The organism is Chromobacterium sp. LK1 (assembly GCF_001043555.1).
GTDB lineage: Bacteria > Pseudomonadota > Gammaproteobacteria > Burkholderiales > Chromobacteriaceae > Chromobacterium > Chromobacterium aquaticum.
Window position 1 is genome coordinate 91506 of sequence record NZ_LDUI01000017.1, and the last position, 26805, is coordinate 118310.

Consider the following 26805-nt stretch of genomic DNA (forward strand, 5'->3'; position numbering starts at 1 on the left):
GTTCGATTCAAGATGATAGACGATGCTGCACAGCTCCTTCGCCGCGCGCCTGACCGCCTGGCAAAAAACGCATGGACGCCATGATCTGCCATGGCAGGTCAGCGACCCGTACCGGATCTGGCTGTCCGAGATCATGTTGCAGCAGACCCAGGTCAAAAGCGTGCTGGAATATTACCCGCGCTTTGTCGCCCGCTTTCCGGACGTGGCGGCCTTGGCCGTCGCGCCGCAGGAGGACGTGCTGGCCTTGTGGAGCGGCCTGGGCTATTACAGCCGGGCGCGCAATCTGCACAAGGCGGCGCAGATGGTGATGGCCGAGTTTGGCGGCAGTTTCCCGACCGAGCGCTTGCAACTGGAGCGCCTGCCCGGCGTGGGGCGTTCCACCGCGGCGGCGATTGCTTCTTTTGCCTTTGGCCAGCGGGAAACCATTCTGGACGGCAACGTCAAACGGGTGTTGAGCCGCTGTTTCGGCATCGATGGCTTCCCCGGCGAGAAGCCAGTGGAACAGCGTATGTGGCGGCTGGCCGAAGAGCTGCTGCCGCGGGATGCGGCGCTGATGAGCGCCTACACTCAAGGTTTGATGGACTTGGGCGCCACGGTGTGCAGCCGTGGCAAGCCGGCCTGTACCGTCTGCCCGATGGTGGACGCTTGCGTGGCGGCGCGCGAAGGGCGCACCGGCGAGCTGCCGACGCCGCGGCCGAAGAAGACGGTGCCCACGCGCCATACGGTGATGTTGCTGGCCACCCATGGCGATCAGGTGTGGCTGCTGCGGCGGCCGCCGACCGGCATCTGGGGCGGTTTGCTGTCCTTGCCGGAGTTCGAGACTTCGCTGCAGATCGAGGACTGGCTGGCGCGCAACGGCCATGGCGATGTGTTGCCGGCCTGGCCTGAGCTGGAGCATGTGTTCACGCATTACCGTTTGATCATTACGCCGGTGCCGGTGCGCTTGGATGCGCTGCGCGCTGAGGCCGTGATGGAGGACAGCGGGCAGTGGCTGTCCTTGTCCGCCGCTCCGGACGCCGGGGTGCCGGCGCCGGTGCGCCGGCTGCTGTTGCGCTTGGCCGAGTAGCCGGGCGCTGTCGAAACACGATTTGATTGAGTTACTGGGTTGATATGGTTTCCGTAGTTCGTTCGATGGCAGATACCCTGGCCGACGCGGCCAATCCGCAGCGTTGGCTGGAGGGCTTGTCTTCTTCGCTGAGCGGGGAAGAGCAGGCGATGCTCACCCGCGCCTTTGACGAGGCGCGGACGCTTTACTGCGGCAAGACCATGGCCCAGACCGGCGAGGACTTGTTCAATCACGCGGTGGCCGCTGCCGCCATCGTGGCGGATCTGAACCTGCTGCCGGACGCCATCGTCGCCACCTTGATGTTCGCCGCTTCGGATTACCGCGAGGACTGGCAGCCCTGGCTGAGTGAAACCTTCAACCCCACGGTGGCGGTGTTGGTGGAGGGCGTCAACGGCGTGCGCCGCATCACCGAGCTGGCGCGCATCGACAAGCTGTCCACGCCGGAGGAGCGCGCGCGCCAGGCGGAAACCATGCGCAAGATGCTGCTGGCCATGGTGGCCGATATCCGCGTGGTGCTGATCAAGCTGGCCTGGCGCACCCAGACCATGCATTACCTGGCCGAGGTGGAGGATGAGACGGTGCGCCGCCGCATCGCCACCGAGACGCTGGACCTGTTCGCGCCGCTGGCCAACCGCCTGGGGGTGTGGCAGATCAAGTGGGAGCTGGAGGACCTGGGCTTCCGCCATACCGAGCCGGACAGCTATAAGCGCATCGCCAAGCTGCTGGACGAACGCCGGCTGGAGCGCATCGACTATATCGACCGTTTGCTGGACACCCTGCGCGCGGAGCTGAAGAACGCCGGCGTCAAGGCGGAAGTGGCCGGCCGGCCCAAGCATATCTTCTCCATCTGGAAAAAGATGAAGAAGAAAAAGCTGGATTTCTGCGAGCTCTACGACATCCGCGCGGTGCGCATCCTGGTGGAGCGGCTGCCGGATTGCTATACGGCGCTGGGCATCATCCACGGCACCTGGCAGCCGATTCCCGGCGAGTTCGATGACTACATCTCTCATCCCAAGGCCAATAATTACCGCAGCCTGCATACCGCGGTGATCGGTCCGGAGGACAAGGCGGTGGAGGTGCAGATCCGCACCTTCGAGATGCACGAGCACGCCGAGTTCGGCGTGGCCGCGCATTGGCGCTACAAGGAAGGCGGCAAGGGCGACGCCGCCTACGAGGAGAAAATCTCCTGGTTGCGTCAATTGCTGGAATGGCGCGAGGAGATGTCGGACCGCGAGGGCCTGGCCGAGGCGTTCAAGACCGAGCTGTTCGCCGACACCATCTATGTGTTGACGCCGCAGGGCCGGGTGATGGCCTTGCCGTTTGGCGCCACGCCCATTGACTTCGCCTATTCGGTGCACACCAATCTGGGCCACCGTTGCCGCGGCGCCAAGGTGGAAGGGCAGATAGTGCCCTTGTCCACGCCGCTGCAAAACGGCCAGCGGGTGGAAATCCTCACCGCCAAGGAGGGCGGGCCGTCGGTGAACTGGCTGCACGACGGCTGGGTGAAGAGCCATCGCGCCATTTCCAAGATCCGCCAGCATATCCGCCAGCTCAACGCCGACACCGTGCGCGAAACCGGCAAGATGTTGTTTGAGCGCGAGCTGGCGCGCCACAGCCATATGCAGCCCAATCTGGGCGCGTTGGCGGAGAAGCTGGGCTACGACAAGCTGGAAGAGGTATACGGCGCGCTGGGCCACGGCGAGCTGACCACGCGGGTGGTGTCCAACGCCATCGTCAGCTTCGCGCCGCCGCCGCCGGCGGACGTGGCGCCGGAAAGCCTGGTCAAGGCCAGCAAGGGCGGCCACGATGCGGGCGGCGTGCTGATCGAGGGCGTGGACAATCTGATGACGGTGCTGGCCAAGTGCTGCAAGCCGGCGCCGCCGGACGGGGTGATGGGCTTCGTCACCAAGGGGCGCGGCATTTCCATTCACCGCACGAGCTGCCTGACCTTGAAAAAACTGTCGGTGGAAGCGCCGGAGCGCTTGATCGCCGCCGAGTGGGGCGATCAGCGCAGCAGCGTGTTCCCCATCGATATCGAGATCATCGCGATGGACCGCCCCGGCCTGTTGCGCGATCTGTCCGATGTGCTGTCGCGCGAGAAGCTGAACCTGATCGGCGTCAACACCCTGTCGCGGGATACCCGCGCCCGCATGCGTTTCACCGTGGAGGTGCGCCAGGTGCAGGACATCAGCCGGGTGCTGTCGCGGATGATGGAGTTGAGTGGGGTGCAGGAGGCGCGGCGTTTGTAAGAACTTGTTCAAAGTCTGCTGCGCTTCGGCGATACGGCGTTGAAAACAACTTCGAAATGCTCATGTACCGTGTGTACATTCCGCTTTCTCAGCCGTTTTCGCCTTGTCTCGCTCTTGCTCGCGAGACTTTGAACAGGTTCTAAGGCGCGGCCGAGTTTGCGTTGGCACAAGTTCACTGTGGCTGTGCATTGCTTTGACTTAAAGAAATTTTCATAATGGTTTTTTTGCACCGCCGCCCGTCGGCGGCGCTGAGGCTTTGGAATGGCTGGCGAAGCGCGGCTGGCCGTTCAATTTTGAAAGGTTTGTTAGCTCATGTCCGAACTGATCGCCGCGGCCCGCCGCGCCCTGTCCCTGATGGATCTCACCACGCTGAACGACGACGACACCAACGACAAGGTCGCCGCGCTGTGCCGCAAGGCCAAGAGCGGCGCCGGCACCGTGGCCGCGGTCTGCGTGTATCCGCGTTTCGTGCCCATCGCCAAGAAAACCCTGCGCGAGGCCGGCTGCCCGGAGGTCAAAGTGGCCACCGTCACCAACTTCCCGGCCGGCGATGAGGACATCGCCGTCGCGGTGGCGGAAACCCGCGCCGCGATCGCCTACGGCGCGGACGAAGTCGATGTGGTGTTCCCGTATCGCGCGCTGATGGCCGGTAACCGCGAAGTGGGCGCGCAACTGGTGGCGGCCTGCAAGGACGCCTGCGACGGCAAGATGCTGAAAGTCATCATCGAAAGCGGCGAGCTGAAGGACGAGGCGCTGATCCGCGAGGCCAGCCTGATCTCGATCCAGGCCGGCGCCGATTTCATCAAGACCTCCACCGGCAAGGTGCCGGTGAACGCCACGCTGGAAGCGGCCGGCGTGATGCTGTCCGCCATCCGCGAAACCGGCGGCGCTTGCGGCTTCAAGGCCGCCGGCGGCGTGCGCACCGCGGCCGAGGCGGCGGAATACCTGGACTTGGCAGAGCATCTGCTGGGCTCGGGCTGGGTGAGCGCCGAGCGCTTCCGTTTCGGCGCTTCCGGTCTGCTGGGCAATTTGCAGGCGGAGATTGAAGGGGGCGAGGTTAAGCCGATCAGCGGCTACTGATCGCTCGCTGTTTCAAACAATGGCCGTGGCGTTGGTCCCGGCCATTATTCATTGCTCGCGGCGCATTTCGCCGCGGCAGGCGCAAGGCAGGGAGAATGCCATGTTTTTGCCTCAGGAAATCATTCGCAAGAAACGCGACGGCCAGGCGCTGTCGCAACAGGACATCCAGCAGTTCGTCGCCGGCATCACCGACGGCAGCGTGGCGGACAGCCAAATCTCCGCGCTGACCATGGCGGTGTACTTCAACGGCATGGCGCTGGAAGAAAACGTGCACATGGCTTTGGCGATGCGCGACTCCGGCCGCCGCATGCAGTGGAGCGACCTCAATCTACCGGGCCCGGTGGTGGACAAGCATTCCACCGGCGGCGTCGGCGACGTGGTGTCGCTGATGTTGGGGCCGATGGTGGCCGCCTGCGGCGGCTTCGTGCCGATGATCTCCGGCCGTGGCCTGGGCCATACCGGCGGCACGCTGGACAAGCTGTCGGCGATCCCCGGCTACAATCCCTTCCCCAGCCCGGACGAGTTCCGCCGCGTGGTCAAGGAAGTGGGCGTGGCCATCATCGGCCAAACTTCTGACCTAGCGCCGGCCGACCGCCGCGTTTACGCGGTGCGCGATGTGACCGCGACGGTGGAATCGGTGGCGATGATCACCGCGTCCATCCTGTCCAAGAAGCTGGCCGCCGGCCTGGATGCTCTGGTGATGGATGTGAAGGCCGGCACCGGCGCCTTCATGCCGACGATGGAAAAATCCGTGGAGCTGGCCGAGCGCATCGTCAAGGTGGGCAACGGCGCCGGCGTCGCCACCAGCGCGTTGATCACCGAGATGAGCCAGCCCTTGGCCTGGACCGCCGGCAACAGCATAGAAACCCGCGAGGCGGTGCGTTACCTGAAGGGCGATGAGCGCAATCCGCGCTTGCATGAGGTGACCATGGCGCTGTGCGCCGAAATGCTGGTGGTGGGCAAGCTGGCCAAGGACGAGGCCGAGGCGCGCGACAAGCTGCAGACCGCGCTGGATTCCGGCCGCGCCGCCGAGATCTTCGGCCGCATGGTGGCCGCGCTGGGCGGCCCGGCCGACTTCATGGAGAACTATGATTCCCATATGGCGCCGGCTCCCATCGTGCGCCCGGTGCTGGCCGAACGCGCCGGCTTCGTCGGCGGCATGGACACCCGCGGCATCGGCATGGCGGTGTGTGCGCTGGGCGGCGGACGCCGCTTGCCCAGCGACGAGCTGGACTTCCGCGTCGGCCTGTCCCGCTTCGTCGAACTGGGCCAGCGCATCGACGCCGGTGTACCCTTGGCTTATATTCACGCGGCTGACGAGAACAGCTTCGCCGACGCGGAGCGCCGCCTCAAGGCGGCGATCCAGCTGGCTGACGCGGCACCTTCCGCGCTGCCGCTGGTCTATCAGAAGATTCGCCAGCAGTAATCCCGGAGCGGCAATATGAAACGAGCCATCATTTTGATTCTGGACTCGCTGGGCATCGGCGCCGCCGCCGACGCCCCGCAGTTCGGCGACGCCGGCAGCAACACGCTGGGCCACATCGCCATGGAGGCGGCCGCCGGCCGCGCCAACGTCGGCCGCAGCGGCGCGCTGAAACTGCCTAATCTGTCCCGCATGGGCCTGGGCCATGCCTGCCAGCTGTCTTCCGGCTATTTTCCGGAGGGCATGGACCCGGCCGAGCCGGTGGCGGCCTACGGCTATGCGCGCGAGCTGTCCAGCGGCAAGGACACCCCGTCCGGCCACTGGGAAATCGCCGGCGTGCCGGTATTGTTCGACTGGGGCTATTTCAGCGACCACGACAACAGTTTCCCGCAGGAGCTGCTGGATGCCATCGTCGCCAAGGCGGAACTGCCCGGCTATCTGGGCAACTGCCACGCCTCCGGCACCGAAATCCTGGACCGGCTGGGCGAGGAGCATATGAAGAGCGGCAAGCCCATCTTCTACACCTCGGCGGATTCGGTGTTCCAGATCGCCTGTCATGAAGAGACGTTCGGCCTGGAACGCTTGTACCAGCTGTGCAAGATCACCCGCGAACTGCTGGAACCCTACAATATCGGCCGTGTGATCGCGCGGCCCTTCGTCGGCGAGGGCAAGGGCCAGTTTGTGCGCACCGGCAACCGCAAGGACCTGGCGGTGGAGCCGCCGGCGACGACGGTGCTGGAAAAGCTGGCCAAGGCCGGCGGCGACGTGGTGTCCATCGGCAAGATCGCCGACATCTACGCCCATGTCGGCATCACCCACAAGCACAAGGCCACCGGCTTCGACCAGCTGTGGGACGCCACCCTGGGCGCGATGCGCGACCATGGCGAACGTCCGGCCATCATCATGGCCAACTTCGTCGATTTCGACTCCAGCTATGGCCACCGTCGCGACACCGCCGGCTACGCCCGCGCGCTGGAGGAGTTCGACGCGCGGCTGCCGGAAGTGATGGCGGCGTTGGGCGACGACGATATCCTGATCCTGTCCGCCGACCATGGTTGTGATCCCACCTGGGAAGGCACGGACCATACTCGCGAACATATCCCGGTGCTGTGCTACGGTAAGCGCGTGCCGGCGGGGCCTATCGGCGAGCGGGCAACCTTCGCTGATATCGGTCAGACCGTGGCGGCCCACCTGGGCCTGAACGCGATGGATTACGGCCAGTCCTTCCTGTGAGGCGCGGCTGAATGAAATATGCCCCGGCGCCCAGGCACCGGGGTTTTTTGAATCTAGAGGAATACATTATGGCAACTCCGCATATCAATGCCCAAGCGGGCGACTTCGCCGAAACCGTATTGATGCCCGGCGATCCGCTGCGCGCCAAGATGATCGCGGAAACCTTCCTGGAAGACGCCAAGCTGGTGACCACGGTGCGCAATGTGTTCGGCTACACCGGCACCTACCAGGGCAAGCGCCTGTCGGTGATGGCGCACGGCATGGGCATTCCGTCCGCCAGCATCTACACCACCGAGCTGATCAAGGATTACGGCGTCAAGAACATCATCCGCATCGGCTCCTGCGGCGCGGTGACGCCGGACATCAAGCTGCGCGAGTTGTTCGTCGCCATGGGCGCGTCCACCGACAGCAAGGTCAACCGCATGCGCTTCAATGATCACGACTATGCCGCGATTGCCGATTACGGCCTGCTGCGCACGGTGGTGGACACCGCGGAAGAGCAGGGCAAGCCGGTGACGGTGGGCAATGTGTTCTCCGCCGACCTGTTCTACGGCGTGCAGCCCAATATGCTGGAAGTGCTGGACAAGATGCAGGTCAAGGTGATCGAGATGGAACTGGCCGGCATCTACAGCGTGGCCGCGCAGTACGGCGCGCGCGCGGTGGGCATCCTGACCGTGTCCGACATCATCCCCACCGGCGAGGCGACCAGCGCCGAAGAGCGACAGACCACGTTCCGCGACATGATGGAAGTGGCGCTGGCCGCGGCGATCAAGCTGTAAGCATTGAGGTTTTGTCAGGCCATTGTCTGACAATGTGACGGGGCGCGCAGCGCCCCGTTTTGCTGCCCACTCCAGGGAGAGCCAGCTTTTTAGTGATGTGCTTGTTGCGTTGCAATTTGGTTTTTATCCATTGCTGTACAATGGCTTAGTATGGGGTTGTGGCAAAAGCGGTGACGTTTTATAGTGCGATGCACAAAAATCTTGCAATGCAGCAAAAGTGTGCCGATAATGAAACCTGCATCAGGACGTGGCATGCAAAGTGTGCGTTTTGGTGTTGTCTCCTCCATCCTCCTTCTTTAGGTGGAACTTGGCGCAACAAAGCTAGATGTTGCGCTTTTTTTTTGCCTATCGGCATTATTTCCTTATTTCAACGGCATTTTTCTCCTGCTTGCGCCTCCATCGTCAGAGTGTCGGATTTCTGTTGTCGCACAAGGGTTTGACAGCCGGATAAGCGCTGTAATAGAATCCGTAACTTTCAAGAATTACGATGGAAGAGTTCCATGAAGACCTTTTCTGCCAAGCCGCATGAGGTTAAACGCGACTGGTTTGTGGTCGATGCCAACGACAAGGTTTTGGGCCGCCTCGCTGCTGAGATCGCCCGTCGCCTGCGCGGCAAGCACAAGCCGGAATACACCCCGCACGTAGATACCGGCGATTTCATCGTCGTGGTCAACGTCGAGAAGCTGCGCGTTACCGGTGCCAAGGCACAAGACAAGAAGTACTACCGTCACTCCGGCTACCCGGGTGGTATCTATGAGCGCAGCTTCACCGAACTGCAGGACAAGTTCCCTGAGCGCGTTCTGGAAAAAGCCGTAAAAGGCATGCTGCCGAAGGGTCCGCTGGGCTACGCCATGATCAAGAAACTCAAGGTGTACTCCGGTTCCGAGCATCCGCACACTGCTCAACAGCCGAAAGTGCTGGAAATCTGATTTTAAGGCGTAGAAATGAACGGTAAATACTACTACGGCACCGGCCGTCGCAAGAGCTCCGTAGCTCGCGTGTTCATGCAAAAGGGCTCGGGCCAGATCATCGTCAACGGCAAGCCGGTTGATGAATATTTCGCTCGTGAAACCGGTCGCATGGTAATCCGCCAGCCGCTGGCGCTGACCGAAAACCTCGAGTCCTTCGACATCAAGGTGAACGTTGTCGGCGGCGGCGAAACCGGCCAAGCCGGCGCGATCCGTCACGGCATCACCCGCGCGCTGATCGACTTCGACACCGCGTTGAAGCCGGCTCTGTCCGCTGCTGGTTATGTGACCCGCGACGCTCGTGAAGTTGAGCGTAAAAAAGTCGGCCTGCGCAAAGCTCGCCGCGCCAAGCAGTTCTCCAAGCGTTAATTCGCCGAATTCTGTTTCCAAGAAAACCGCCTGCGTTTGCCAGGCGGTTTTTTCTTGCCTGTCGTTTCTTGGCTTCCATTCCATCGATATTGCAAGGCAGCATCGCAGTGCCTACACTGTCGTTTTTGCGACGCGCTTTTATACAAAGGAATGGGCATGATCAAGGTGGGAATCGTCGGGGGCACCGGCTACACGGGTGTCGAACTGCTGCGCTTGCTGGCGGGCCATCCGTCGGCGCGCGTGACCGCGGTCACCTCGCGCAAGGAGGCCGGCATGAAGGTGGCCGACCTGTTCCCCAGCTTGCGAGGCCGCATCGACCTGGCCTTCTCCACGCCCGATGAAGCGCGCTTGCAGGATTGCGATGTGGTATTTTTTGCCACACCCAACGGCATCGCGATGAACGAGGCGCGCGAACTGCTGGCCGCCGGCGTGCGGGTGGTGGATCTGGCCGCCGATTACCGGATCCAGGACGTCGCCGAATGGGCGAAATGGTATGGCATGGAGCATGGCTCGCCGGATCTGGTGGCGCAGGCGGTATACGGCCTGCCCGAGCTCAACCGCGAGGCCATCCGCGGCGCGCGGCTGGTGGCGAATCCGGGCTGCTACCCCACTGCGGTGCAATTGGGCTTCCTGCCCTTGATCGAAGCCGGCGCGGTGGACTTGTCCAATCTGATCGCCGACTGCAAGTCCGGCGTGTCCGGCGCCGGGCGCAAGGCGGAGGTGGGCGCGCTGCTGGCCGAGGCCGGCGATTCCTTCAAGGCTTACGGCGTGGCCGGCCATCGCCATCTGCCGGAAATCCGCCAGGGCTTGGGTCGCGCTGCCGGGCAGCCGGTGGGCTTGACCTTCGTGCCGCATCTGACGCCGATGATACGCGGCATCCATGCCACGCTGTATGCGCGGCTGAAGACCGAGGTAGACGTGCAGGCGCTATTCGAGCAGCGCTACGAGGGTGAGCATTTCGTCGATGTGCTGCCGGCGGGCAGCCATCCGGAGACGCGCTCGGTGCGCGGCGCCAATGTGTGTCGCATCGCGGTCCACCGGCCGCAGGGCGGGGATACCGTGGTGGTGTTGTCGGTGATAGACAATCTGGTCAAGGGCGCCGCCGGCCAGGCGGTGCAGAACATGAACCTGATGTTCGCTCAGCCGGAACGGGCCGGTCTCGACATCGTTCCCTTGCTGCCTTGAGGCACCGGCGCATGCGCGGAAAGAACTAGTTCGCTTGAAGACTCGCCAGCAGCCCCAATATCCGACTAAAATAGTGGGTGAATGCCGCTCTGCCGGCTTTAGAAGGAGCCTCGGGCGCCGTGCCGCATAGGGCGCAAAGCCGGTCCGCGCAGCGGGTCTTCGAGGTTCCGGAACTGAATTGCGAGGTTTGACATGACTACAGCAGCAACTGAAATGCCGTCCCCGATCAACTTCAGCGCAAGCGCTTGTGCCAAGGTGCAGGAGTTGATCGCCGAGGAAGGCAACCCCGATCTGAAACTGCGCGTTTTCGTTACCGGCGGCGGCTGCTCCGGTTTCCAATACGGTTTCACATTTGACGAAATCGCAAATGAAGACGATACCGCTATAGAGAGACAAGGCGTGACCTTCCTGGTGGATCCGATGAGCTACCAGTATCTGGTCGGCGCTGAAATCGATTACCAGGAAAGCCTGGAAGGCTCCCAGTTCGTGATCCGCAATCCGAACGCCACCACCACCTGCGGTTGTGGTTCGTCGTTCTCGGTGTGATCCGGACGCGGTAGAATACAGGCTCGGGCTATTGCCCGGGCCTTTTTTATGGGGACAACAAAATGAATAAGCTGCCACCCGTCGTCTTGCCGAAGATCGAATTCACGCGTGAATTCGCGTTTAGCGATGCCGACTTCGAGCGCATTCGCAAACTGATCTACAAGGAAGCGGGCATTTCGTTGAACCCGTCGAAGAAAGACATGGTTTACGGCCGCCTGGTGCGTCGCATTCGCGAGCTGAAGCTTCCCGGTTTCGCCGCCTACGTCGATTTTCTGGAGTCGATCAGCGGCAAGCGCGAGTTTGAACAGTTCGTCAACGCGCTGACCACCAATCTGACTTTCTTCTTCCGCGAAGAACATCATTTCCCGCTGCTGGCCGAGCATCTGAAGAAGAAAGCGACGGCAGGCGGAGAACTGGCGATCTGGTGCGCGGCGTCGTCCACCGGGGAAGAGCCGTACTCGCTGGCGATCACCGCCTTGGAGGCGGTGCCGGGCGCGCGCATCAGCGTGCTGGCCACCGACCTGGACACCAGCGTGCTGGAAACCGGGCGCAAGGGCATTTACGCCGCGGACAAGGTGGCGCGCCTGCCGCCCGGTTACGCCGCGAAGTACTTCGATAAGCAGCCGGACGGCAGCTTCCAGGCCAAGGCCCAGCTGCGCAATATGATCACCTTCCAGCGTTTGAACCTGGTGGAGAGCAACTGGTCGGTTAAACGTCAGTTCGATGCCATTTTCTGCCGCAACGTCATGATTTACTTTGATCGCGACACCCAGTTCGGCGTGCTAAAGCGCTTTGCGCCGCTTTTGAAGCCGGACGGCCTGCTGTTCGTTGGTCATTCCGAGAATTTCTATTTCGCGTCGGATTATTTTCATCTGCGCGGCAAGACGGTTTACGAGCACGCGAAGAAGCCGTAAGAACCTGCTTCAAAGTCTCGCGAGCAAGGGCGAGACAAGGCGAAAACGGCTGAGAAAGCGGAATGTGCAAGCGGCGCATGAGCATTCGAAGCCGGTTTCAACGCGGTATCGCCGACGCGTAGCAGACCATGAGCAGGTTCTAACAGCGGATTGCGGCTGGCAAGGCTAATGGGCAAGCGGGTCTTGCCCATTGGCTTTTGTGGAGAGTCGATGAGAGTAGTTGTCCTGGGCGCCGGCGTCATCGGCGTGTCCACCGCCTGGTTTTTGGCGGAGAGGGGCCACCAAGTGGTGGTGGTAGACCGCGCCAGCGGCGCGGCGAGAGAAACCAGTTTCGCTAATGGCGGCCAGATTTCGGTCAGTCAGTCCGAGCCTTGGGCTAATCCGCGCGCGCCCTGGCGGGTATTGAGTTGGCTGTTGCGCGATGACGCGCCGCTGTTGTTCCGGCCCCGGCTGGATGCGAGGCAATGGCGCTGGGGTTTGGATTTCCTGCGTGAATGCATGCCGGGGCGCAGCGAGCGCAATATGCGCCAGATGGTGGCGCTTGGCCTGTACAGCCGCGATACGCTGCGCGGCTTGCGCCGGGAACTGGGCATCGATTACCAGCAGTTGCAGCGTGGCATTCTGACTTTGCTGTTTTCGCCGGCGGAACTGGCGCAGGCCCGGAACGTCTGCGAACGGATGCGCGCGCTGGGTGTGGAAAAAAGCCTGCTGACGCCTCTGCAGGCGTTGGAGCGGGAGCCGGCCTTGGCGCGCATTCAGCCCGAGCTGAGCGGCGCGTGCTGGAGCCCGGACGACGAGTCCGGCAACGTGCATCTCTTCACCGTCGCTCTGGCCCAGGCCTGTGCGTTGCGTGGCGTGGAGTTCCGCTTTCAGACGCGGATCAATGCGCTGGAGTGCGCCGACGGCGCGGTGAGCGGAGTGTCCGTTACCGCCGCTGACGGCGCTTACGGGCGGATTGAGGCAGACGCCTATGTTTTGGCGCTGGGCTCTTATTCGCCATTGCTGGCGGCGCAGGCAGGTTTGCGCCTGCCGGTGTACCCGGCCAAGGGCTATTCCGCCACTCTGCCGATTCTGGATGCGGCCGCCGCGCCGTTGACCAGCATTACAGACGAGGCCCACAAGGTGGTGGTGTCGCGGCTGGGCAACGAATTGCGCATTGCCGGCACCGCCGAGCTGTCCGGCTATTCCACCCATCTGGAGCCGCGGCGTTGCGACTTGCTGTTGCAGCGCGGCCGCGCCTTGTTCGGCGATGCTTGCGACTGGGAGCGCGCGCGCTTCTGGAGCGGCCTGCGCCCTGCCACGCCGGGCAATGTGCCGCTGATCGGTCCCAGCAGGCTGCGGCGTCTATATCTGAACACTGGTCACGGCACCCTGGGTTGGACCGAGGGCGCCGGTTCCGGGCGCGCGCTGGCGGACATCATCAGCGGCGAAACGCCAGCGCTGGATTTCGCGTTCTGCCGCGCTTGAGCGATAGGTTCAGCTGAAGCGAGCCGATGCCCGGCGCATGGTAAAATCGCGCCGATTCGGATTCCCAAAGGCCCGCCTACGGCGGGCCTGGCCATTCATTTCCAAGGAAGATCGTCATGCGCATCGGAACGCCGCAAAGTCGCAGTGCCGTCAGGGTGATGTTGTTGGGCAGTGGAGAGCTGGGCAAGGAGGTGGTGATCGCCTTGCAGCGGCTGGGGGTGGAAACCATAGCGGTGGACCGCTACGCCGGCGCGCCGGCGATGCAGGTCGCTCACGCCAGCCATGTAATCGATATGTCGGACGCCGCGGCCTTGCGCCGGCTGGTGGAGCAGGTGCGCCCGCATCTGATCGTGCCGGAGATCGAAGCCATCGCCACCGACGAATTGCTGCGCATCGAGGCGGACGGCGTGGCCGAGGTGATTCCCACCGCGCGCGCCGCCCATCTGACGATGAACCGCGAAGGCATACGCCGGCTGGCGGCGGAGGAGTTGGGCCTGCCCACCTCACCCTATGCGTTCGCGTCCAGCCAGCAGGAGTTGCAGGCCGCCATCGACGACGGCATCGGCTATCCCTGCCTGGTGAAGCCGGTGATGTCGTCCAGCGGCAAGGGCCAGTCGCTGCTGCGCGGGCCGGAAGACGTGGCCGAGGCCTGGCGGTACGCGGCCAGCAGCGGCCGGGTGGACATGGGGCGGGTGATCGTCGAGGGCTTCATCAACTTCGATTACGAGATTACGCAGTTGACGGTGCGCGCGTCGGATGGTGTTGGCGGCATCGCCACGCATTTCTGCGCGCCGGTAGGTCATTTGCAGCGCAGCGGCGATTATGTCGAAAGCTGGCAGCCGCAGCCGATGAGCGAACTGGCCTTGCTGCGCGCGCGTGAAGTGGCCAAGTCGGTGACCGACGCGCTGGGCGGCCGCGGCCTGTTCGGCGTCGAGCTGTTCATCAAGGGCGATCAGGTCTGGTTCTCCGAAGTCAGCCCGCGGCCGCACGATACCGGCCTGGTGACGCTGGCCACCCAGCGCTGGTCCGAATTCGAGCTGCACGCGCGTGCGATCCTGGGCCTGCCGGTGGAGGCGGGCATGCACAGCGCCGGCGCGTCTGCGGTGATTTATGGCGGTTTGGACGAGGCCGGCATCGTTTTCGATGGCGTGGACCAGGCCTTGCAAGTGCCAGGCGCGGATCTGCGTCTGTTCGGCAAGCCGGAAAGTTATCTGAAGCGCCGCATGGGCGTGGCCTTGGCCACGGCGGATACGGTGGAGCAGGCCCGCGAGCGGGCCAGAACAGCGGCCGCGCTGGTGCGGCCGCAGACGGGGAAAGAGGCGTGAGCGAGGAAGTGCAGGCAATGACGCCGTACCAGTTATTGGGCGGGGAAGGCGTGGTGCGTTGGTTGACGGATCGCTTCTACGACATCATGGACAGCGATCCGGCGGTCAAGCCGCTGCGCGACATGCATCCGCAGGATCTGGCTGGTTCGCGCCAGAAGCTGTTCATGTTCCTGTCCGGCTGGCTGGGCGGGCCGTCTCTGTATATGGAAGCCTTCGGCCATCCGCGCTTGCGCATGCGCCATATGCCGTTCGCGGTGGACGAGGCGGCGCGCGATCAATGGATGTCCTGCATGCGCCGCGCGGTGGATGAGCTGGTGGTGGAGGATTGGCTGAAGCAAAAGCTGATCGAGGCCTTCCATAACACCGCCGACTTCATGCGCAATCAATAAAAAACTTGCGGCCGGCGCGGCATTGTCCATGATGAGTGGAGGTTCACGCATTTCATCGGGCGGAGGCGCGGCGCATGCTGGGCAAGCTGTTGGGGCTGTGGCTGGGATTGAGCTGCTGCGCGGGCGCGGCGGCGGCTTGCCTGCCGCAAGCCTGGATCTGTGCTTCCCCGGCCGACGAACTGGTCAGGCCCAGCCAGCCCGATGGCGACAAGGACATTGTGATCGGCGGGCTGCGCTTCGAGCGCGAGGCGATCAGCAAGCGCCTGTCCTTGTCTCCGGTGCTGGACTTGAGCAAGCAGGCGCATTTGTCCTTGCAGTTGGCGCCCAAGGATATCGGGCTGCGGCTGAAAGTGAATACCGATTGAGCGCGCGCGCCGCGGGCTCAGTGTCCGGACAGCGGCGGAATCGAATAAGTGCCGGTGACATGAGCCACCGGCTCGTCCAGTTCGGCCGACAGCAGCAAGACTTCTCCCACCGCCAGGCGTTTACCCAGCTTCAGGATGCGGCCTTCGGCGATCACGTCCGCCGGCGGCGGCTTGCGCAGGAAATTGATGTTGAGGCTGGTGGTCACCGCCAGCTCCACCTGGCCTATCATGCCCAGCACCACCGCGTACAGCGTGGCGTCGGCCAGCGCCATCAGCGCCGGGCCGGCGATGGTGCCGCCCGGCCGGATCAGGTCCGGGTTGAAATGCATGCGCATGACGGCCTCGCCGTGGCCTATCGATACGGCGCGCATGCCGAACAAGTGCACCAGGGGCAGTTCCTTGTCGATCAGGCGCTGGAATTCAAGCACTGAGATGCTGGGCATGCGGAGTCTCCGTGTTATGACGAAAACATCATCTCCGCATCGGCGGGGCCGCGTCAATGCCTGACACGGCGCTCCGCCGTGTGTCAGCGCGGACGGTGGCCGCGTTCTATCTGCACGCCCACGCGCTTGACGCCGGGCAGTATGCCCAGCTTGGTGACGGAGACGCGGGCCCAGGGGGCGCCGAAATCTTCGCGGATCACCTTGGCGATATATTCGGCCAGCGCTTCCAGCAGCAGGAAATGCTGCTCGGACAGCGCCTTGCGCAGCCGTTCCACCACCACGCCGTAGTGTATGGTGTCGCCGATATTGTCGCTATGACAGGGCGCTTCGCTGGGAATGCCGATTTCCAGGTCGATTTCAATGGTCTGCGGGGCTTTCCGCTCCCATTCGTAGACACCGATAATGGTGTCGGCGCGCACTTCGCGCAGGAATATGATGTCCATCAGTTTGTCTGGGAGTTGGGGTTTGCCGCCCGATACCGTAAAATCCGAAGCCTTCTATTCTAATGGATACACCATGACCACGACAGCCTTTGCCTTTGTTGTTGCGGCCTATCTGATCGGCTCGCTCTCGTTCGCGGTGATTGTCAGCAAGGCCATGGGCATGGCCGACCCGCGCAGTTACGGTTCCGGCAACCCCGGCGCCACCAATGTGCTGCGCAGCGGCAAGAAGCTGGCGGCGGCGCTGACCTTGCTTGGCGACGGCGTCAAGGGTTGGGTGGCGGTGGCGCTGACCGCCTGGTTCGGCCCGCAATACGGCCTGGGCGAGCAGGCGATCGCGATGGCGGCGCTGGCGGTGCTGATCGGCCATATGTGGCCGGTGTTCTTCGGTTTCAAGGGCGGCAAGGGCGTCGCCACCGCGGTGGGCGTGCTGCTGGGCTTCAGCCCGTGGCTGGCGCTGGCGGCCTTGGCCACTTGGTTGTTCGTCGCCTTCGTGCTGAAGATTTCCTCGCTGTCCGCCATCGTCGCCTGCGTGCTGACGCCGGTTTACGCCTACTTCATCGTCGGGCCGCAGAGCGTGTATTTCGGCAGCTGCATCATCATCGCCATCCTGGTGGTGCATCGCCACAAGTCCAATCTGATCAAGCTCTTGACCGGGCAAGAGGACAAGATAGGCGACAAGGGCACGGACAAGAGTTCTTCCTGAGCCTTGCTTAAGCCATGAAAAGGCCGTCTCTTGGACGGCCTTTTGTTTTGGCGGCAGTTCGAATCAGCCGTCGGACAACACCCGCAGATGGGCGGCGACGCTGCGGCCCAGCGCCGACAGATCATAGCCGCCTTCGAGCACCGAAACGACGCGGCCGTCGGCGTAGAGGTCGGCGATCTGCATCAGATGGCGGGTCACCCACTCGTAATCAGCTTCCACCAGGCCCAATGAACCCATATCGTCCTCGCGGTGCGCGTCGAAGCCGGCGGAGATGAACAGGATTTGCGGTTTGAAGTCGTGCAGCAGCGGCAGCCACACCGTTTCCACCGCTTCGCGGAATTCGCGGCCGCCGCTGCCGGCCTTGAGCGGCACATTGTGCATGTTCGGGCCCTGCGCTTCGTCGCCGCAATAGGGGTAGAACGGATGCTGAAAGATGGACACCATCAAGACCCGCGGATCGTCGCGCAGGATTTCCTCGGTGCCGTTGCCGTGGTGGACGTCGAAATCTATCACCGCCACCCGTTCGAACTGATAGTGGGCCAGCGCGTGGGTGACGCCTATCGCCAGATTATTGAAAAAGCAGAAGCCCATCGCCTTGCCGCTCTCGGCGTGATGGCCGGGCGGGCGAACCGCGCAGAAGGCGTTGGGCGCCTTGTCCTCGGCCACCAGCTCCACCGCCTTGACCACGGCGCCGGCGGCGCGGCGGGCCGCTTGCAGCGTGCCGGCGGACATCGCGGTGTCCGGGTCCACGCGAAAAGTGCCTATGCTGGGAGAGCAGGCCTCCAGGTATTCGAGATAATGCGGCGGATGCACGCGCGCCAATTGCTGTTCGGTGACTTCCGGCGCTTCTATCTCCTGCAGTCCGTCCAGGATCTGCGAAGCCATCAGTTGATCACGGATGGCGATCAGACGTTCCGGGCATTCCGGATGGCCGACGCCCATATTGTGCTGCAAGCAGTCCGGGTGGGTGATGTAGGCGGTGAGCCCTGAGCGTTGCAAGCGATTTTTCAGCCAGGTCAACACGTGCGATTCCTTGTTGCGTACAATGGGCGCGGGATATGTGATATCGATAAATAGTGCGCGTAAGCGGGTGCAAATGCAATCTCTCTCCATTGCCTATCGTCAACTGAATCAATTGATCCTGGGCAAGCCGCAGGCCATCCGCCTGGCTCTGGCCTGCCTGATCGCCCGCGGCCATCTGCTGATCGAGGACGTGCCCGGCGTGGGCAAGACCACGCTGGCCCATGGCCTGGCCGGGGTGCTGGGCCTGGAATACCGCCGGGTGCAGTTCACCAGCGACCTGCTGCCGTCCGACATCCTCGGCGTCAACATCTATCAGCGCGACTCCGCCGCTTTCCACTTCCACCAGGGCCCGGTGTTCTCGCAAGTGCTGCTGGCCGACGAGATCAATCGCGCATCGCCCAAGGTGCAGTCCGCCTTGCTGGAGGCGATGGAGGAGCGCCAGGTGTCCATAGACGGCGCCACCTACCCCTTGCCCGAGCCTTTCTTCGTCATCGCGACCCAGAACCCGGCGGAGCAGGCCGGCACCTTCCCCTTGCCGGAATCGCAGCAGGACCGTTTCCTGATGCGCGTCTCCCTGGGCTATCCGCCGCGCGAGGCGGAATTGGCCCTGCTGCAGGGCGAAGACCGCCGCCAGTTGCTGGCGCAATTGGTGCCGGCGCTGAAGCCGGGCGAGCTGATCGCCTTGCAGCGCCAGGCCGCGAAACTGACGGTCAGCCCGGCGCTGGCCGCCTATGTGTTGGCCTTGGTGGAAGCCTCGCGCCGCGACAGCCGTTTCGCTGCGGGGTTGAGTCCGCGTGGCGGTCTGGCGCTGGTGGCGGCGGCACGCGCCTGGGCCTTGCTGGAAGGGCGCGACCATGTGTTGCCGGAAGATGTGAAAGCGGTGTTCCCCAGCGTGGCCGGCCATCGCCTGGCCAGCGGCAATGGCGGCGAAGCCGCCAGCGGCCTGCTCGCCCATGTTCCCATTCCTTGATTGGCGCGGCAGGCTGCGACGCTGGATGCTGCGCCGAGTGGCGCCGCAGCCGCATTGCCGTCTGGAACAGAACCGCATTTATCTGCTGCCCACCCGTTTTGGTCTGACCTTGTGCTTGGTGGCGCTGGCGGTCTGGATCGGCGCCTTGAACTACGATGTCAGCCTGGCCTATGCCTTATCGTTCTGGGTGGCCGGCCTGCTGTTGGTCGCGGTATTGATGGCGTACCGGCAACTGGCCGGGTTGCAGCTGAGGGCGCTGGACGCTGAGCCGGTCTTTGCCGGCGACGTGGCGCGTTTCCGCGTGCTGTTGCGCCATGATGACGCCGGTGCGCGCCTGTTGAACCTGGCTTTGCTGGACGATGCCGAGGCACAGGTATGCAGGCTGCCGGGTGGACGCGAGTTCGAGTTGGAGTTGAGCGTCTGCGGCAGCCGGCGCGGCTATATGGCCTTGCCGGCTTGCCACGTTTGGAGCGAGGCGCCGTTTGGCTTGGTGCGCGCGAGCGCCTGGGTCCGGCTGACCGCTCAAGTGCTGTTGTTCCCCGCGCCCTTACAGGACAGCCAGCGCGGTCACAGCCAGGGCGGCGGCGACAAGCCCAGCGGCGGTCCCGGCGTGGAGGAGGATTTTTCTCATTTGGACGCCTATCGCGTCGGCGATTCGCCACGCCGCATCGCCTGGAAGGTATTGGCGCGCCGTGACGCGCTGGTCAGCAAGCAATTCGCCGGCGAGGGCAGGGCGGGGCTGTTGACGCTGGACTGGCAGGACTATGGCCGTGGCGGCGATGTGGAGCTCAAGTTGTCGCGGCTGGCCTGGCGCGTTGAGCAGTGCGAGCGTTCGCGCCTGGCTTATGTATTGAAGCTGCCGACGCGCAGCATAGGGCCGCAGCCCCAGCAGCGCCTTTTGGCGCTGACGGCCTTGGCGCTGTACCGGGAGCGCGCCGATGACGCGTGTTGAGTTCTCCAGAGTCTGGCCAGTATTGGTCGCGGTGGCGCTGAGCGCCGCGCCGCTGTGGCTGCATCTGCCGCTGTGGCTGGTGGCCGCGGCCAGCGCGCTGCTGCTGGTCAAGGCGCTGCTGGTTTGGCGTGGACGGCCGCCGCCGGCGTCCTGGTGGTTGCTGCCCGCGCTGGCGTTGGCGGGCTGGTTGTGCTGGCGCAGCCTGGGCACGCTGGTGGGACGGGAGGGGGGCGTCAGCATTCTGCTGTTGCTGCTGGGCTTCAAGGCGCTGGAGTGTGAGCGGCTGCGGGATTGGCGGGTGTTGATCGCGCTGGGTGTGTTTCTGGCCGCGATGCCGCTATTGTTCGATCAGTCGCCGGCGGCGGCGGTCTGGCTGGCCTTGAGCCTGCTGGCGCTGACCGGCGCGATGGCGGCGCTGGAAGGCGCGCCGTGGCGCGGTAGCCTGCGCTCGGCCGCGTCGGCGCTGGGTTTGGCGTTGCCCTTGATGCTGGTCTTGTTCGTGATCATGCCGCGGCTATCCGGCCCTTTGTGGAGCATGCCCAGCGCGCCGGGGCGGCAGGCGGTCAGCGGCCTGGGCGATAGCCTGGAACCCGGCAGCGTCAGCCGGCTGATCCTGAGTCAGGAGCCGGCATTCGCCGCGGTGTTCGAACAGGCGCCACCGCCGCGGGCGGAGATGTACTGGCGAGTAATGCTGCTGGACCGTTTCGACGGCAGCAGTTGGCGCGCCAGCGGCGAGCCTCCGGCGCGGGGCGGCGAGCGTTTGAGCGGCGGTGCCGTCGTCGCGTATGCGATTACGTTGGAGCCGGACAAGGGGCGTTTGCCGGCGCTGGATGTGCCGCAGCCGGACGATGAGGATGCGCGGCAGCGCTATGGCTTGCTATTGCGTGGTGACAGCAAGGAAAACAAGACCCTGCGCTTTCAGGCCGCCAGCCGTGTCGGCGGGGTTTATGCGTCGGCGCTGCCCGCCGGGGAACAGGCGTTCTACCAGCGCTTGCCGCCGGGCAATCCGCGCGCGCGCGCCTGGGCGCGCGAGCTGGCGGCCGGCGGATCGCGCGCATTCGTGCGTCAGGCGCTGCAAGCGTTCCGCAGCCAAGGCTTCCGTTATACCTTGAGTCCGCCCTTGCTGGATCAGCAAGACGGCATCGATCAATTCCTGTTTGCCAGCCGCCAGGGCTTTTGCGAGCACTATGCTTCGGCGCTGGCCTTCATGGCGCGCGCCGCGGGCCTGCCGGCGCGCATCGTCGTCGGCTATCAGGGTGGGGAATACAATCCGATGGGGCGTTTCTGGCAGGTCAAATCGTCGGATGCGCACGCCTGGGTCGAAATCTGGCTGGCGGACAGCGGGCAATGGCTGCGCGTCGATCCCACCAGCGCGGTGGCGCCGCTGCGGCTGGCGGATGGCGCCGAGCAAAGCGTGCCGGCCTTGCGCGAGCAGGGGCTGGCCGGCTTGCCGCCGGCATGGCTGCGCAATTTGCGTCAGAACTGGCAGGCGGCCGGTTTTGCCTGGCAGCAATGGGTGGTGGGCTACGATGCGGCGCGTCAACAAAACCTGTTCCAGCGTCTGGGGCTGGGCGAGAGCGTCAGCGTGGGCAGCGTGTTACGGGCCTTGCTGTATGGACTGGCGCTGGCCTGCCTGCCGCTGCTCTGGTGGTGGTGGCGCCGAGGTTTGAACGAAGAGCCGATGGCGCAGGGCTGGCGGCTGCTGCTGGCGCAGCTGCAGCGTCGGCGGGTCGCGGTCGGGCCTTGCGACGGCCCGCTGGAACTGCTGCGTAGCGCCAAGCCCCGGCTGGCGGAGGCGGAGTACCGGCAGTTGAAGGCCTTGGTGCAGGAATACGTTGCCTTGCGCTATCGCGCGCGGGACAGCGCGGAAGCCCGGCAGCGGGAATGGTTGCGTCGCAGTCGTCGTTTTCGGCTGGCGCGCAAATAACGAAGCCCCCGGTGTGCCGGGGGCTGTAGGGACTGACGCCGCCGCTCGCTACAACAGGAAGTCCTTGGAGATTCCCTTGCGGCGCAGGATGCGGCGCAGTTGCTCCAGTCCTTCGATCTGGATCTGGCGCACCCGCTCGCGGGTCAGGCTCAGCGCGGCGGCTAGCTCTTCCAGCGTGCAGATTTCATAGCCGTTCAGACCATAGCGGCGCTCAATCACCAGCTTCTGCTTTTCGTTCAACTGGCCCAGCCAGTCGTGGACGAAGTGTTCGAGCTGGCTGTTGTGCAGCTGGATTTCCGGCTCGTCATGCTGCTCGTCGGGGATGGATTCGCCAATCGACAGCATGGGGTCGATGTCCAGCGGCGCGTCCAGCGAGGCCATGCGCTCGTTCAGGTTCATCACCTTGCGCACATCGTCAACCGGCTTGCCGACCAAGTGAGCGATCTCGTCAAGCGTCGGCTCGCGGCCGATCTGGCTTTCCAGATGGCGCGACGCGCGCAGATAGACGTTGAGCTCCTTGATCACGTGCACCGGCAGGCGGATGGTGCGCGACTGGTTCATGATCGCGCGTTCTATGCTCTGGCGTATCCACCAGGTGGCATAGGTGGAGAAGCGGAAACCGCGCTCGGGGTCGAACTTTTCAAGCGCGTGCATCAGACCGATATTGCCTTCCTCGATCAGATCCAGCAGCGCCAGTCCGCGGTTGATATAGTGCTTGGCGATGTTCACCACCAGCCGCAGATTGTGTTCGATCATCTTCTGCCGCGCTTCGAACTCGCCGGCCACCACGCGGCGGGCCAGCGCCAGTTCTTCCTGCGGCGTCAGCAGGGCATTGTTGCCGATATCGTTGAGGTAGATTTGGGTGACGTCGGCAACTTCTTCGTATACCGGCTGCGCTTCGCCGACTTCCTCTGCCTCCACTTCGGCAACGGCTTCCTCATTGCTGTCCTCGTCGAGAATTTCTTGCTCTTCGAGAATGTCGAGTTCGCTACTCATGTTCTACCCCCGTCTCTTTCTGATCCTGGACGGGGGCCCCGGCCGCCCGTCAGGACTTATGGTCAAGGTACTGCATCGGGTCCACCGGCTTGCCGAAGCGGCGGATCTCAAAGTGCAGTTTCACTTGGTCGGCGTCGGAATTGCCCATTTCGGCAATCTTCTGCCCTCGCTTGACAGACTGGCCCTCCTTTACGAGCAACTGACTGTTGTGGGCGTAGGCGGACAGGAAGGATTTGTTGTGCTTGATGATGATCAGCTTGCCATAGCCACGCAGGCCGGTGCCGCTGTACACCACTTTGCCATCCCCCGCCGCCAGCACCGGCTGACCGTTGCGGCCGCTGATGTCTATGCCCTTGCTGCTGTCGGAATAGCCCTTGATCATCTTGCCTTCGGTCGGCCACAGCCACGGCACCGCGTCCTCGTCGGCCTTCGCCGCGGGCTTGCTGGCCTCCGGCTTGGCGCTGGGCGTTGTTGCCGCCGGCGCTTCAGCCTTGGCCGGAGCGCTTGCCGCCGCCGTACTGGCGGAGTTGATCGGGGCTTGAGCGTTCTTGTTATTGCCCGGTCCGCCCTCGCTCTGAGCGGACAGGGATTTTGCTGCTTCTGCGCTATACGGCAGTTTCAAGGCCTTGGGGTAGGCTTTGATCCCGCCTTGACGGTTGGTGGCGCTCTCTACCGGCGCGCTGGGCTGAGCCGGGGTTGTGGCCGGCTGGCTGGCGCCGGCGGCCGGCGCTGCCACGGCGGTATCGCTGCCGGGAGGCGTCAAACGCAATACCTGTCCTACTTTGATATTGTTGTCCGGCAGCTTGTTCCACTCGGCAACATCCTTGTATTTCAAACCGTTATTCAAGGAGATGCGGAACAGGTTCTCCCCCGGCTGGACCACATGGGTCTTTTCTTTTGCTGTCACGCCTGCCGCCGTGGCGGAGCCTATCGGCGCGGCGGACACTCCTCCGTTATCCTGGTACGGCGTTGCTACCGCGGCACCGCCGCCCGTTGCCGCAGGTGTGGAAACCGGCGCGGGGGGCGGCGCGCTATGCGTGGCGGCCGACGCACCGCTTTCCACTGGGGCCGCTTGTTGGGCGATGCTGGTGCATCCGCTCAGGGCGATGCCGATCGAAGCCGTGAATATATATGCATAGCTGCAATGCATTTTTAGCATACTTTTGTTTTTTATAGTCTGTTTAAGTGATTTGATAAATTGTCGGACAAAGAAACTGTTGTGTTTTTGCAGTTTTAACTGCGCCCGGCAAGCAAGGGTACGAATTTCACCGGGTCCAGCCGGCTTTTCTGCAGGCCTTGCGCGGTTTTCTCTATCAGCCACAAGTACTGTTCCTCTTCGCCTATCGGCATGATCATGCGGCCGCCGTCGCTGAGCTGTTCAACCAGGGCCTGGGGGATGTTGCGCGCGGCGGCAGTCATGATGATACCGTCGAAAGGGGCGGCTTCGGCCAGGCCGAAATGACCGTCGCCATGCACCAGGCGGGCATGCACTTGCTTGGCGGCGCGCAAATTGCGTCTGGCTTTGTCAAGAATGACACCCAAGCGTTCAATCGAATAGACCTCGGCGCCGGTTTTCAGCAGCACCGCGGTTTGATAACCGCAGCCAGTGCCGATTTCCAGCACCTTGCCCGGCGCCTTGCCGTTCAGCAGAATTTCCGTCATCCGCGCCACGGTGAAGGGCTGGGAGATGGTCTGTCCATGGCCTATCGGCAGCGAGACGTCGTCATAGGCCCGCGTGGCCAGCGCTTGGTCGACAAACAGGTGACGCGGCACTTCCGACATCGCGCTCAGCACGCGTTCGTCGGCCACGCCGTTTTGGCGCAGCCGTTCGACCATGCGGCGGCGGGTGCGGTCGGAAAGCATGCCGTAGGCCGGTTGGCCCGGCGTCAGCTGTGGTGTAGCCATGTCTTGATTCCGTCCAGTTGGCCATAGGCGGTTAGATCCAGCATCAGCGGCGTCACCGAAATATCGTTGTTGGCCAGCGCGCCGAAGTCCGTGCCCGCGCCGGCATCCTGTACATTGCCGACCGGTCCCACCCAGTATATCGTCTCGCCGCGTGGATTCTGAGATTTGATCACCGGCTGCGCGCAGTGGCGGCGGCCAAGGCGGGTCACCGTCAGTTGGCCCAGCGCTTCCGGCGCGATGTCGGGCACGTTGACGTTGAGCAGCACCGGCTCGCGAAACGGCGTCCGTTTGCAGCGTTCCACCAATTGATCCACCACCACGGCGGCGCTGGCGAAGTGCTGACCGCTATAGCCGGCCAGCGAAACCGCGACCGAGGGGATGCCCAGCATGAAACCTTCGGTCGCGGCGGCCACGGTGCCGGAGTAGAGCGTGTCGTCGCCGAGGTTGGGGCCGTGGTTGATGCCGCTGAACACCATGTCCGGCTTGAAGTCGAGCAGGCCGGTGACGGCGAGGTGCACGCAGTCGGTGGGCGTGCCGTTGACGTAATGGAAGCCGCTGGCGGCGGTGCGCACGGTCAGCGGACGATCCAGCGTCAAGGAGTTGCTGGCTCCGCTGCGGTCCCGTTCCGGCGCGACGACGACGACATCGCCGTGCCGGGACAGGGTCTGCGCCAACATGGCCAGTCCGGGGGCGAAATATCCGTCGTCATTGCTGATGAGAAACTTCATGCTGTCTTTCTTGTATAGGGGGCCGGCATACAGGGTGGGCTGATTGTAGCGCCGCATCGATGACGCGGAAAAGTCCGGCGTCGGCGGCTGACAAACAAAACCCGCCGGTGGGCGGGTTTGGCGGTGGCTCAGGCGTAGTAACGCTGGCTGAATTCCAGCATGCGCTCGATCGGCAGCCGCGCCGCGTCCATCTGCTGCGGGCTCAGATAATCTATGCGCAGGCCCTCGCCTTGCTGGGCGCGCTTGACCGCCGCCACGCTGTTCATCTTCATATAAGGACAGGAGTTGCATTGGCAGCCGGCGTAGATCGGTGCCTGGCGCAAGTCCAGGTCCGGACGCGCCAGGCCCATATTGTAAAGAATGCCGTCCTCGGTGGCGACGAAGATCACCGCGTCGGGGCTGCCGTCAAACTGTTTGACCCAGTTGAGCATGCCGGAGGTGGAGCCGACGTAGTCGGCTTTCTTCAGCACCGGCAGCGGGCTTTCCGGGTGGGCGATCAGGTATTTCTCGGCGCCGGCGGCGGCAAAGGCTTCGTCCAGCGCCGCTTCATTGAATTTGTCGTGCACTTCGCACACGGCCGACCACAGCGGCATGTCGTAGCCGTATTGGTAGTTGAGGTAGCCGCCCATATTGCGGTCCGGCGAGAAGATCACTTTTTTACCTTCGGCGTACAGGTGGGCAATGATGTCGTCGACGTTGCGGCTGGTGACGATCCAGTCGGACAGCGCTTTATGCTCGGCGCTGGAGTTGATATAGGAAACGTGTACGTGATCGGGGTGTTGTTTGCGCCATTTGGCCAGCGCGGCCACGTCGGTCTGGGTCACCAGCGAACAGGTGGAGCCGGCGTCGGGCAGGATCACTTCCGCCTGGGGGTTGAGTATCTTCGCGGTTTCGGCCATGAAGCGAACGCCGGCGAACACGATGATTTCGGCATTGGCTTCCTTGGCGTACAAAGAAAGCTCCAGGCTGTCGCCAACCTTGTCGGCCATCTGCTGGATTTCGGGTTGGGTATAGTAATGGGCAAGCGTGACGACGCGTTTCGTCATGATGGATCGACTCCCGCCGCCATTCCCTTCCTTCTTTTCCGAGAGGAGCGCATGGCGACTTTGTGCGGTGCAGTAAAGAGCTATTGCTAAACAATAAAGGTTAACAATATTGTAGTGTCCGCGCCAGTCCATTCGCGCAGGCATCGCCTGGCGGCGTGAAGGGATAAACTCGGGCTTGCCTGAGGTCAAGATGGGCTCGGGATCCCGCCGGCATGATGGGGCTTTGGCCGGGGCCGGCAGGGCGGGCCTTGCGCGCGCAGCGCCGGCCTGGCGCCGCTTACCACTATTTCCAAGGATGATCATCTAATGAG

At 63.5% G+C, this 26805-nt stretch carries 27 protein-coding genes; 19 read left to right on the forward strand and 8 right to left on the reverse strand.

What is annotated here, in order from left to right; all coding sequences use genetic code 11:
• Nucleotides 1-25: 25 nt before the first annotated feature.
• From mutY to VI26_RS08525, 15 genes are all read left to right on the forward strand, one after another.
• Nucleotides 26-1066 carry an A/G-specific adenine glycosylase gene (mutY, locus tag VI26_RS08455; protein WP_048409332.1) on the forward strand — a complete coding sequence of 347 codons (1041 nt, stop codon included), beginning with the start codon at nt 26-28 and terminating at the stop codon, nt 1064-1066.
• Between the two features lie 44 nt (nt 1067-1110).
• Nucleotides 1111-3315, forward strand: a complete 2205-nt coding sequence (locus VI26_RS08460) for a bifunctional (p)ppGpp synthetase/guanosine-3',5'-bis(diphosphate) 3'-pyrophosphohydrolase (RefSeq protein ID WP_048409298.1) — start codon at nt 1111-1113, stop codon at nt 3313-3315.
• 312 nt (nt 3316-3627) lie between these two features.
• Nucleotides 3628-4395: a deoxyribose-phosphate aldolase gene (gene deoC / locus VI26_RS08465; RefSeq protein WP_048409299.1), complete on the forward strand. Its 768-nt coding sequence runs from the start codon at nt 3628-3630 to the stop codon at nt 4393-4395.
• Between the two features lie 100 nt (nt 4396-4495).
• Nucleotides 4496-5821, forward strand: coding sequence for a thymidine phosphorylase (gene deoA / locus VI26_RS08470; RefSeq protein ID WP_048409333.1), 1326 nt, complete (start codon nt 4496-4498; stop codon nt 5819-5821).
• A gap of 15 nt (nt 5822-5836) precedes the next feature.
• Nucleotides 5837-7051, forward strand: coding sequence for a phosphopentomutase (locus tag VI26_RS08475; RefSeq protein WP_048409300.1), 1215 nt, complete (start codon nt 5837-5839; stop codon nt 7049-7051).
• Between the two features lie 68 nt (nt 7052-7119).
• Nucleotides 7120-7830 (forward strand): purine-nucleoside phosphorylase, encoded by a 711-nt coding sequence (gene deoD, locus VI26_RS08480; RefSeq protein WP_048409301.1) that lies wholly within the window; start codon nt 7120-7122, stop codon nt 7828-7830.
• A 500-nt stretch (nt 7831-8330) separates the two neighbouring features.
• Nucleotides 8331-8759, forward strand: a complete 429-nt coding sequence (gene rplM / locus VI26_RS08485) for a 50S ribosomal protein L13 (RefSeq protein ID WP_019102901.1) — start codon at nt 8331-8333, stop codon at nt 8757-8759.
• A gap of 15 nt (nt 8760-8774) precedes the next feature.
• Nucleotides 8775-9167, forward strand: a complete 393-nt coding sequence (gene rpsI, locus VI26_RS08490; protein ID WP_019102900.1) for a 30S ribosomal protein S9 — start codon at nt 8775-8777, stop codon at nt 9165-9167.
• A 156-nt stretch (nt 9168-9323) separates the two neighbouring features.
• Entirely contained in the window at nt 9324-10352 is a 1029-nt protein-coding gene (gene argC, locus VI26_RS08495) for an N-acetyl-gamma-glutamyl-phosphate reductase (RefSeq protein ID WP_048409302.1), read from the forward strand.
• A gap of 213 nt (nt 10353-10565) precedes the next feature.
• Nucleotides 10566-10898: an iron-sulfur cluster insertion protein ErpA gene (gene erpA / locus VI26_RS08500; protein ID WP_197081424.1), complete on the forward strand. Its 333-nt coding sequence runs from the start codon at nt 10566-10568 to the stop codon at nt 10896-10898.
• 62 nt (nt 10899-10960) lie between these two features.
• Entirely contained in the window at nt 10961-11812 is an 852-nt protein-coding gene (locus VI26_RS08505; RefSeq protein WP_019102897.1) for a CheR family methyltransferase, read from the forward strand.
• Between the two features lie 210 nt (nt 11813-12022).
• Nucleotides 12023-13279, forward strand: coding sequence for a D-amino acid dehydrogenase (locus tag VI26_RS08510; protein WP_048409304.1), 1257 nt, complete (start codon nt 12023-12025; stop codon nt 13277-13279).
• A gap of 116 nt (nt 13280-13395) precedes the next feature.
• Nucleotides 13396-14604, forward strand: coding sequence for a formate-dependent phosphoribosylglycinamide formyltransferase (purT, locus tag VI26_RS08515; RefSeq protein WP_048409305.1), 1209 nt, complete (start codon nt 13396-13398; stop codon nt 14602-14604).
• Nucleotides 14601-14993 (forward strand): group II truncated hemoglobin, encoded by a 393-nt coding sequence (locus VI26_RS08520; RefSeq protein ID WP_231460869.1) that lies wholly within the window; start codon nt 14601-14603, stop codon nt 14991-14993. Before purT ends, VI26_RS08520 begins: the two co-directional genes overlap by 4 nt.
• Nucleotides 14994-15067: 74 nt before the next feature.
• Nucleotides 15068-15358, forward strand: coding sequence for a hypothetical protein (locus VI26_RS08525; protein WP_048409306.1), 291 nt, complete (start codon nt 15068-15070; stop codon nt 15356-15358).
• 17 nt (nt 15359-15375) lie between these two features.
• Here the strand turns inward: VI26_RS08525 and VI26_RS08530 are convergent, their stop codons facing one another.
• The gene (locus VI26_RS08530; protein ID WP_048409307.1) at nt 15376-15801 is read right to left on the reverse strand and encodes a PaaI family thioesterase; all 426 of its coding nucleotides are present in this window, start codon (nt 15799-15801) and stop codon (nt 15376-15378) included.
• A gap of 83 nt (nt 15802-15884) precedes the next feature.
• On the reverse strand, nt 15885-16244 hold the full coding sequence (locus tag VI26_RS08535; RefSeq protein WP_048409308.1) for a dihydroneopterin aldolase: 360 nt from the start codon (nt 16242-16244) through the stop codon (nt 15885-15887).
• A gap of 73 nt (nt 16245-16317) precedes the next feature.
• On the opposite strand from VI26_RS08535, the gene plsY reads away from it, so the two are divergent.
• Nucleotides 16318-16947 carry a glycerol-3-phosphate 1-O-acyltransferase PlsY gene (gene plsY / locus VI26_RS08540; RefSeq protein ID WP_048409309.1) on the forward strand — a complete coding sequence of 210 codons (630 nt, stop codon included), beginning with the start codon at nt 16318-16320 and terminating at the stop codon, nt 16945-16947.
• 63 nt (nt 16948-17010) lie between these two features.
• Here the strand turns inward: plsY and VI26_RS08545 are convergent, their stop codons facing one another.
• Nucleotides 17011-17970: a histone deacetylase family protein gene (locus tag VI26_RS08545; protein WP_231580980.1), complete on the reverse strand. Its 960-nt coding sequence runs from the start codon at nt 17968-17970 to the stop codon at nt 17011-17013.
• Between the two features lie 73 nt (nt 17971-18043).
• Here VI26_RS08545 and VI26_RS08550 point away from each other — a divergent pair, with 73 nt between their 5' ends.
• The 3 genes from VI26_RS08550 to VI26_RS08560 are packed head-to-tail and all read left to right on the forward strand — an operon-like array spanning nt 18044 to nt 21819.
• Nucleotides 18044-18940: a MoxR family ATPase gene (locus VI26_RS08550; protein ID WP_048409310.1), complete on the forward strand. Its 897-nt coding sequence runs from the start codon at nt 18044-18046 to the stop codon at nt 18938-18940.
• The gene (locus VI26_RS08555) at nt 18924-19892 is read left to right on the forward strand and encodes a DUF58 domain-containing protein (protein WP_048409336.1); all 969 of its coding nucleotides are present in this window, start codon (nt 18924-18926) and stop codon (nt 19890-19892) included. The genes VI26_RS08550 and VI26_RS08555 overlap by 17 nt, the downstream gene beginning before the upstream one ends.
• Nucleotides 19879-21819 (forward strand): DUF3488 and transglutaminase-like domain-containing protein, encoded by a 1941-nt coding sequence (locus VI26_RS08560; RefSeq protein ID WP_048409311.1) that lies wholly within the window; start codon nt 19879-19881, stop codon nt 21817-21819. The genes VI26_RS08555 and VI26_RS08560 overlap by 14 nt, the downstream gene beginning before the upstream one ends.
• Nucleotides 21820-21867: 48 nt before the next feature.
• Here the strand turns inward: VI26_RS08560 and rpoS are convergent, their stop codons facing one another.
• From rpoS to nadA, 5 genes are all read right to left on the reverse strand, one after another.
• The gene (gene rpoS, locus VI26_RS08565) at nt 21868-22815 is read right to left on the reverse strand and encodes an RNA polymerase sigma factor RpoS (RefSeq protein ID WP_048409312.1); all 948 of its coding nucleotides are present in this window, start codon (nt 22813-22815) and stop codon (nt 21868-21870) included.
• 49 nt (nt 22816-22864) lie between these two features.
• Nucleotides 22865-24136 carry a peptidoglycan DD-metalloendopeptidase family protein gene (locus VI26_RS08570; protein WP_231580981.1) on the reverse strand — a complete coding sequence of 424 codons (1272 nt, stop codon included), beginning with the start codon at nt 24134-24136 and terminating at the stop codon, nt 22865-22867.
• A complete protein-coding gene (locus tag VI26_RS08575; RefSeq protein ID WP_048409314.1) occupies nt 24049-24720 on the reverse strand; it encodes a protein-L-isoaspartate(D-aspartate) O-methyltransferase in 672 nt (223 codons plus the stop codon). Before VI26_RS08575 ends, VI26_RS08570 begins: the two co-directional genes overlap by 88 nt.
• Entirely contained in the window at nt 24702-25448 is a 747-nt protein-coding gene (surE, locus tag VI26_RS08580) for a 5'/3'-nucleotidase SurE (RefSeq protein WP_048409315.1), read from the reverse strand. The genes VI26_RS08575 and surE overlap by 19 nt, the downstream gene beginning before the upstream one ends.
• Before the next feature lie 128 nt (nt 25449-25576).
• Nucleotides 25577-26494, reverse strand: coding sequence for a quinolinate synthase NadA (gene nadA, locus VI26_RS08585; protein ID WP_048409316.1), 918 nt, complete (start codon nt 26492-26494; stop codon nt 25577-25579).
• Nucleotides 26495-26805 lie beyond the last annotated feature (311 nt).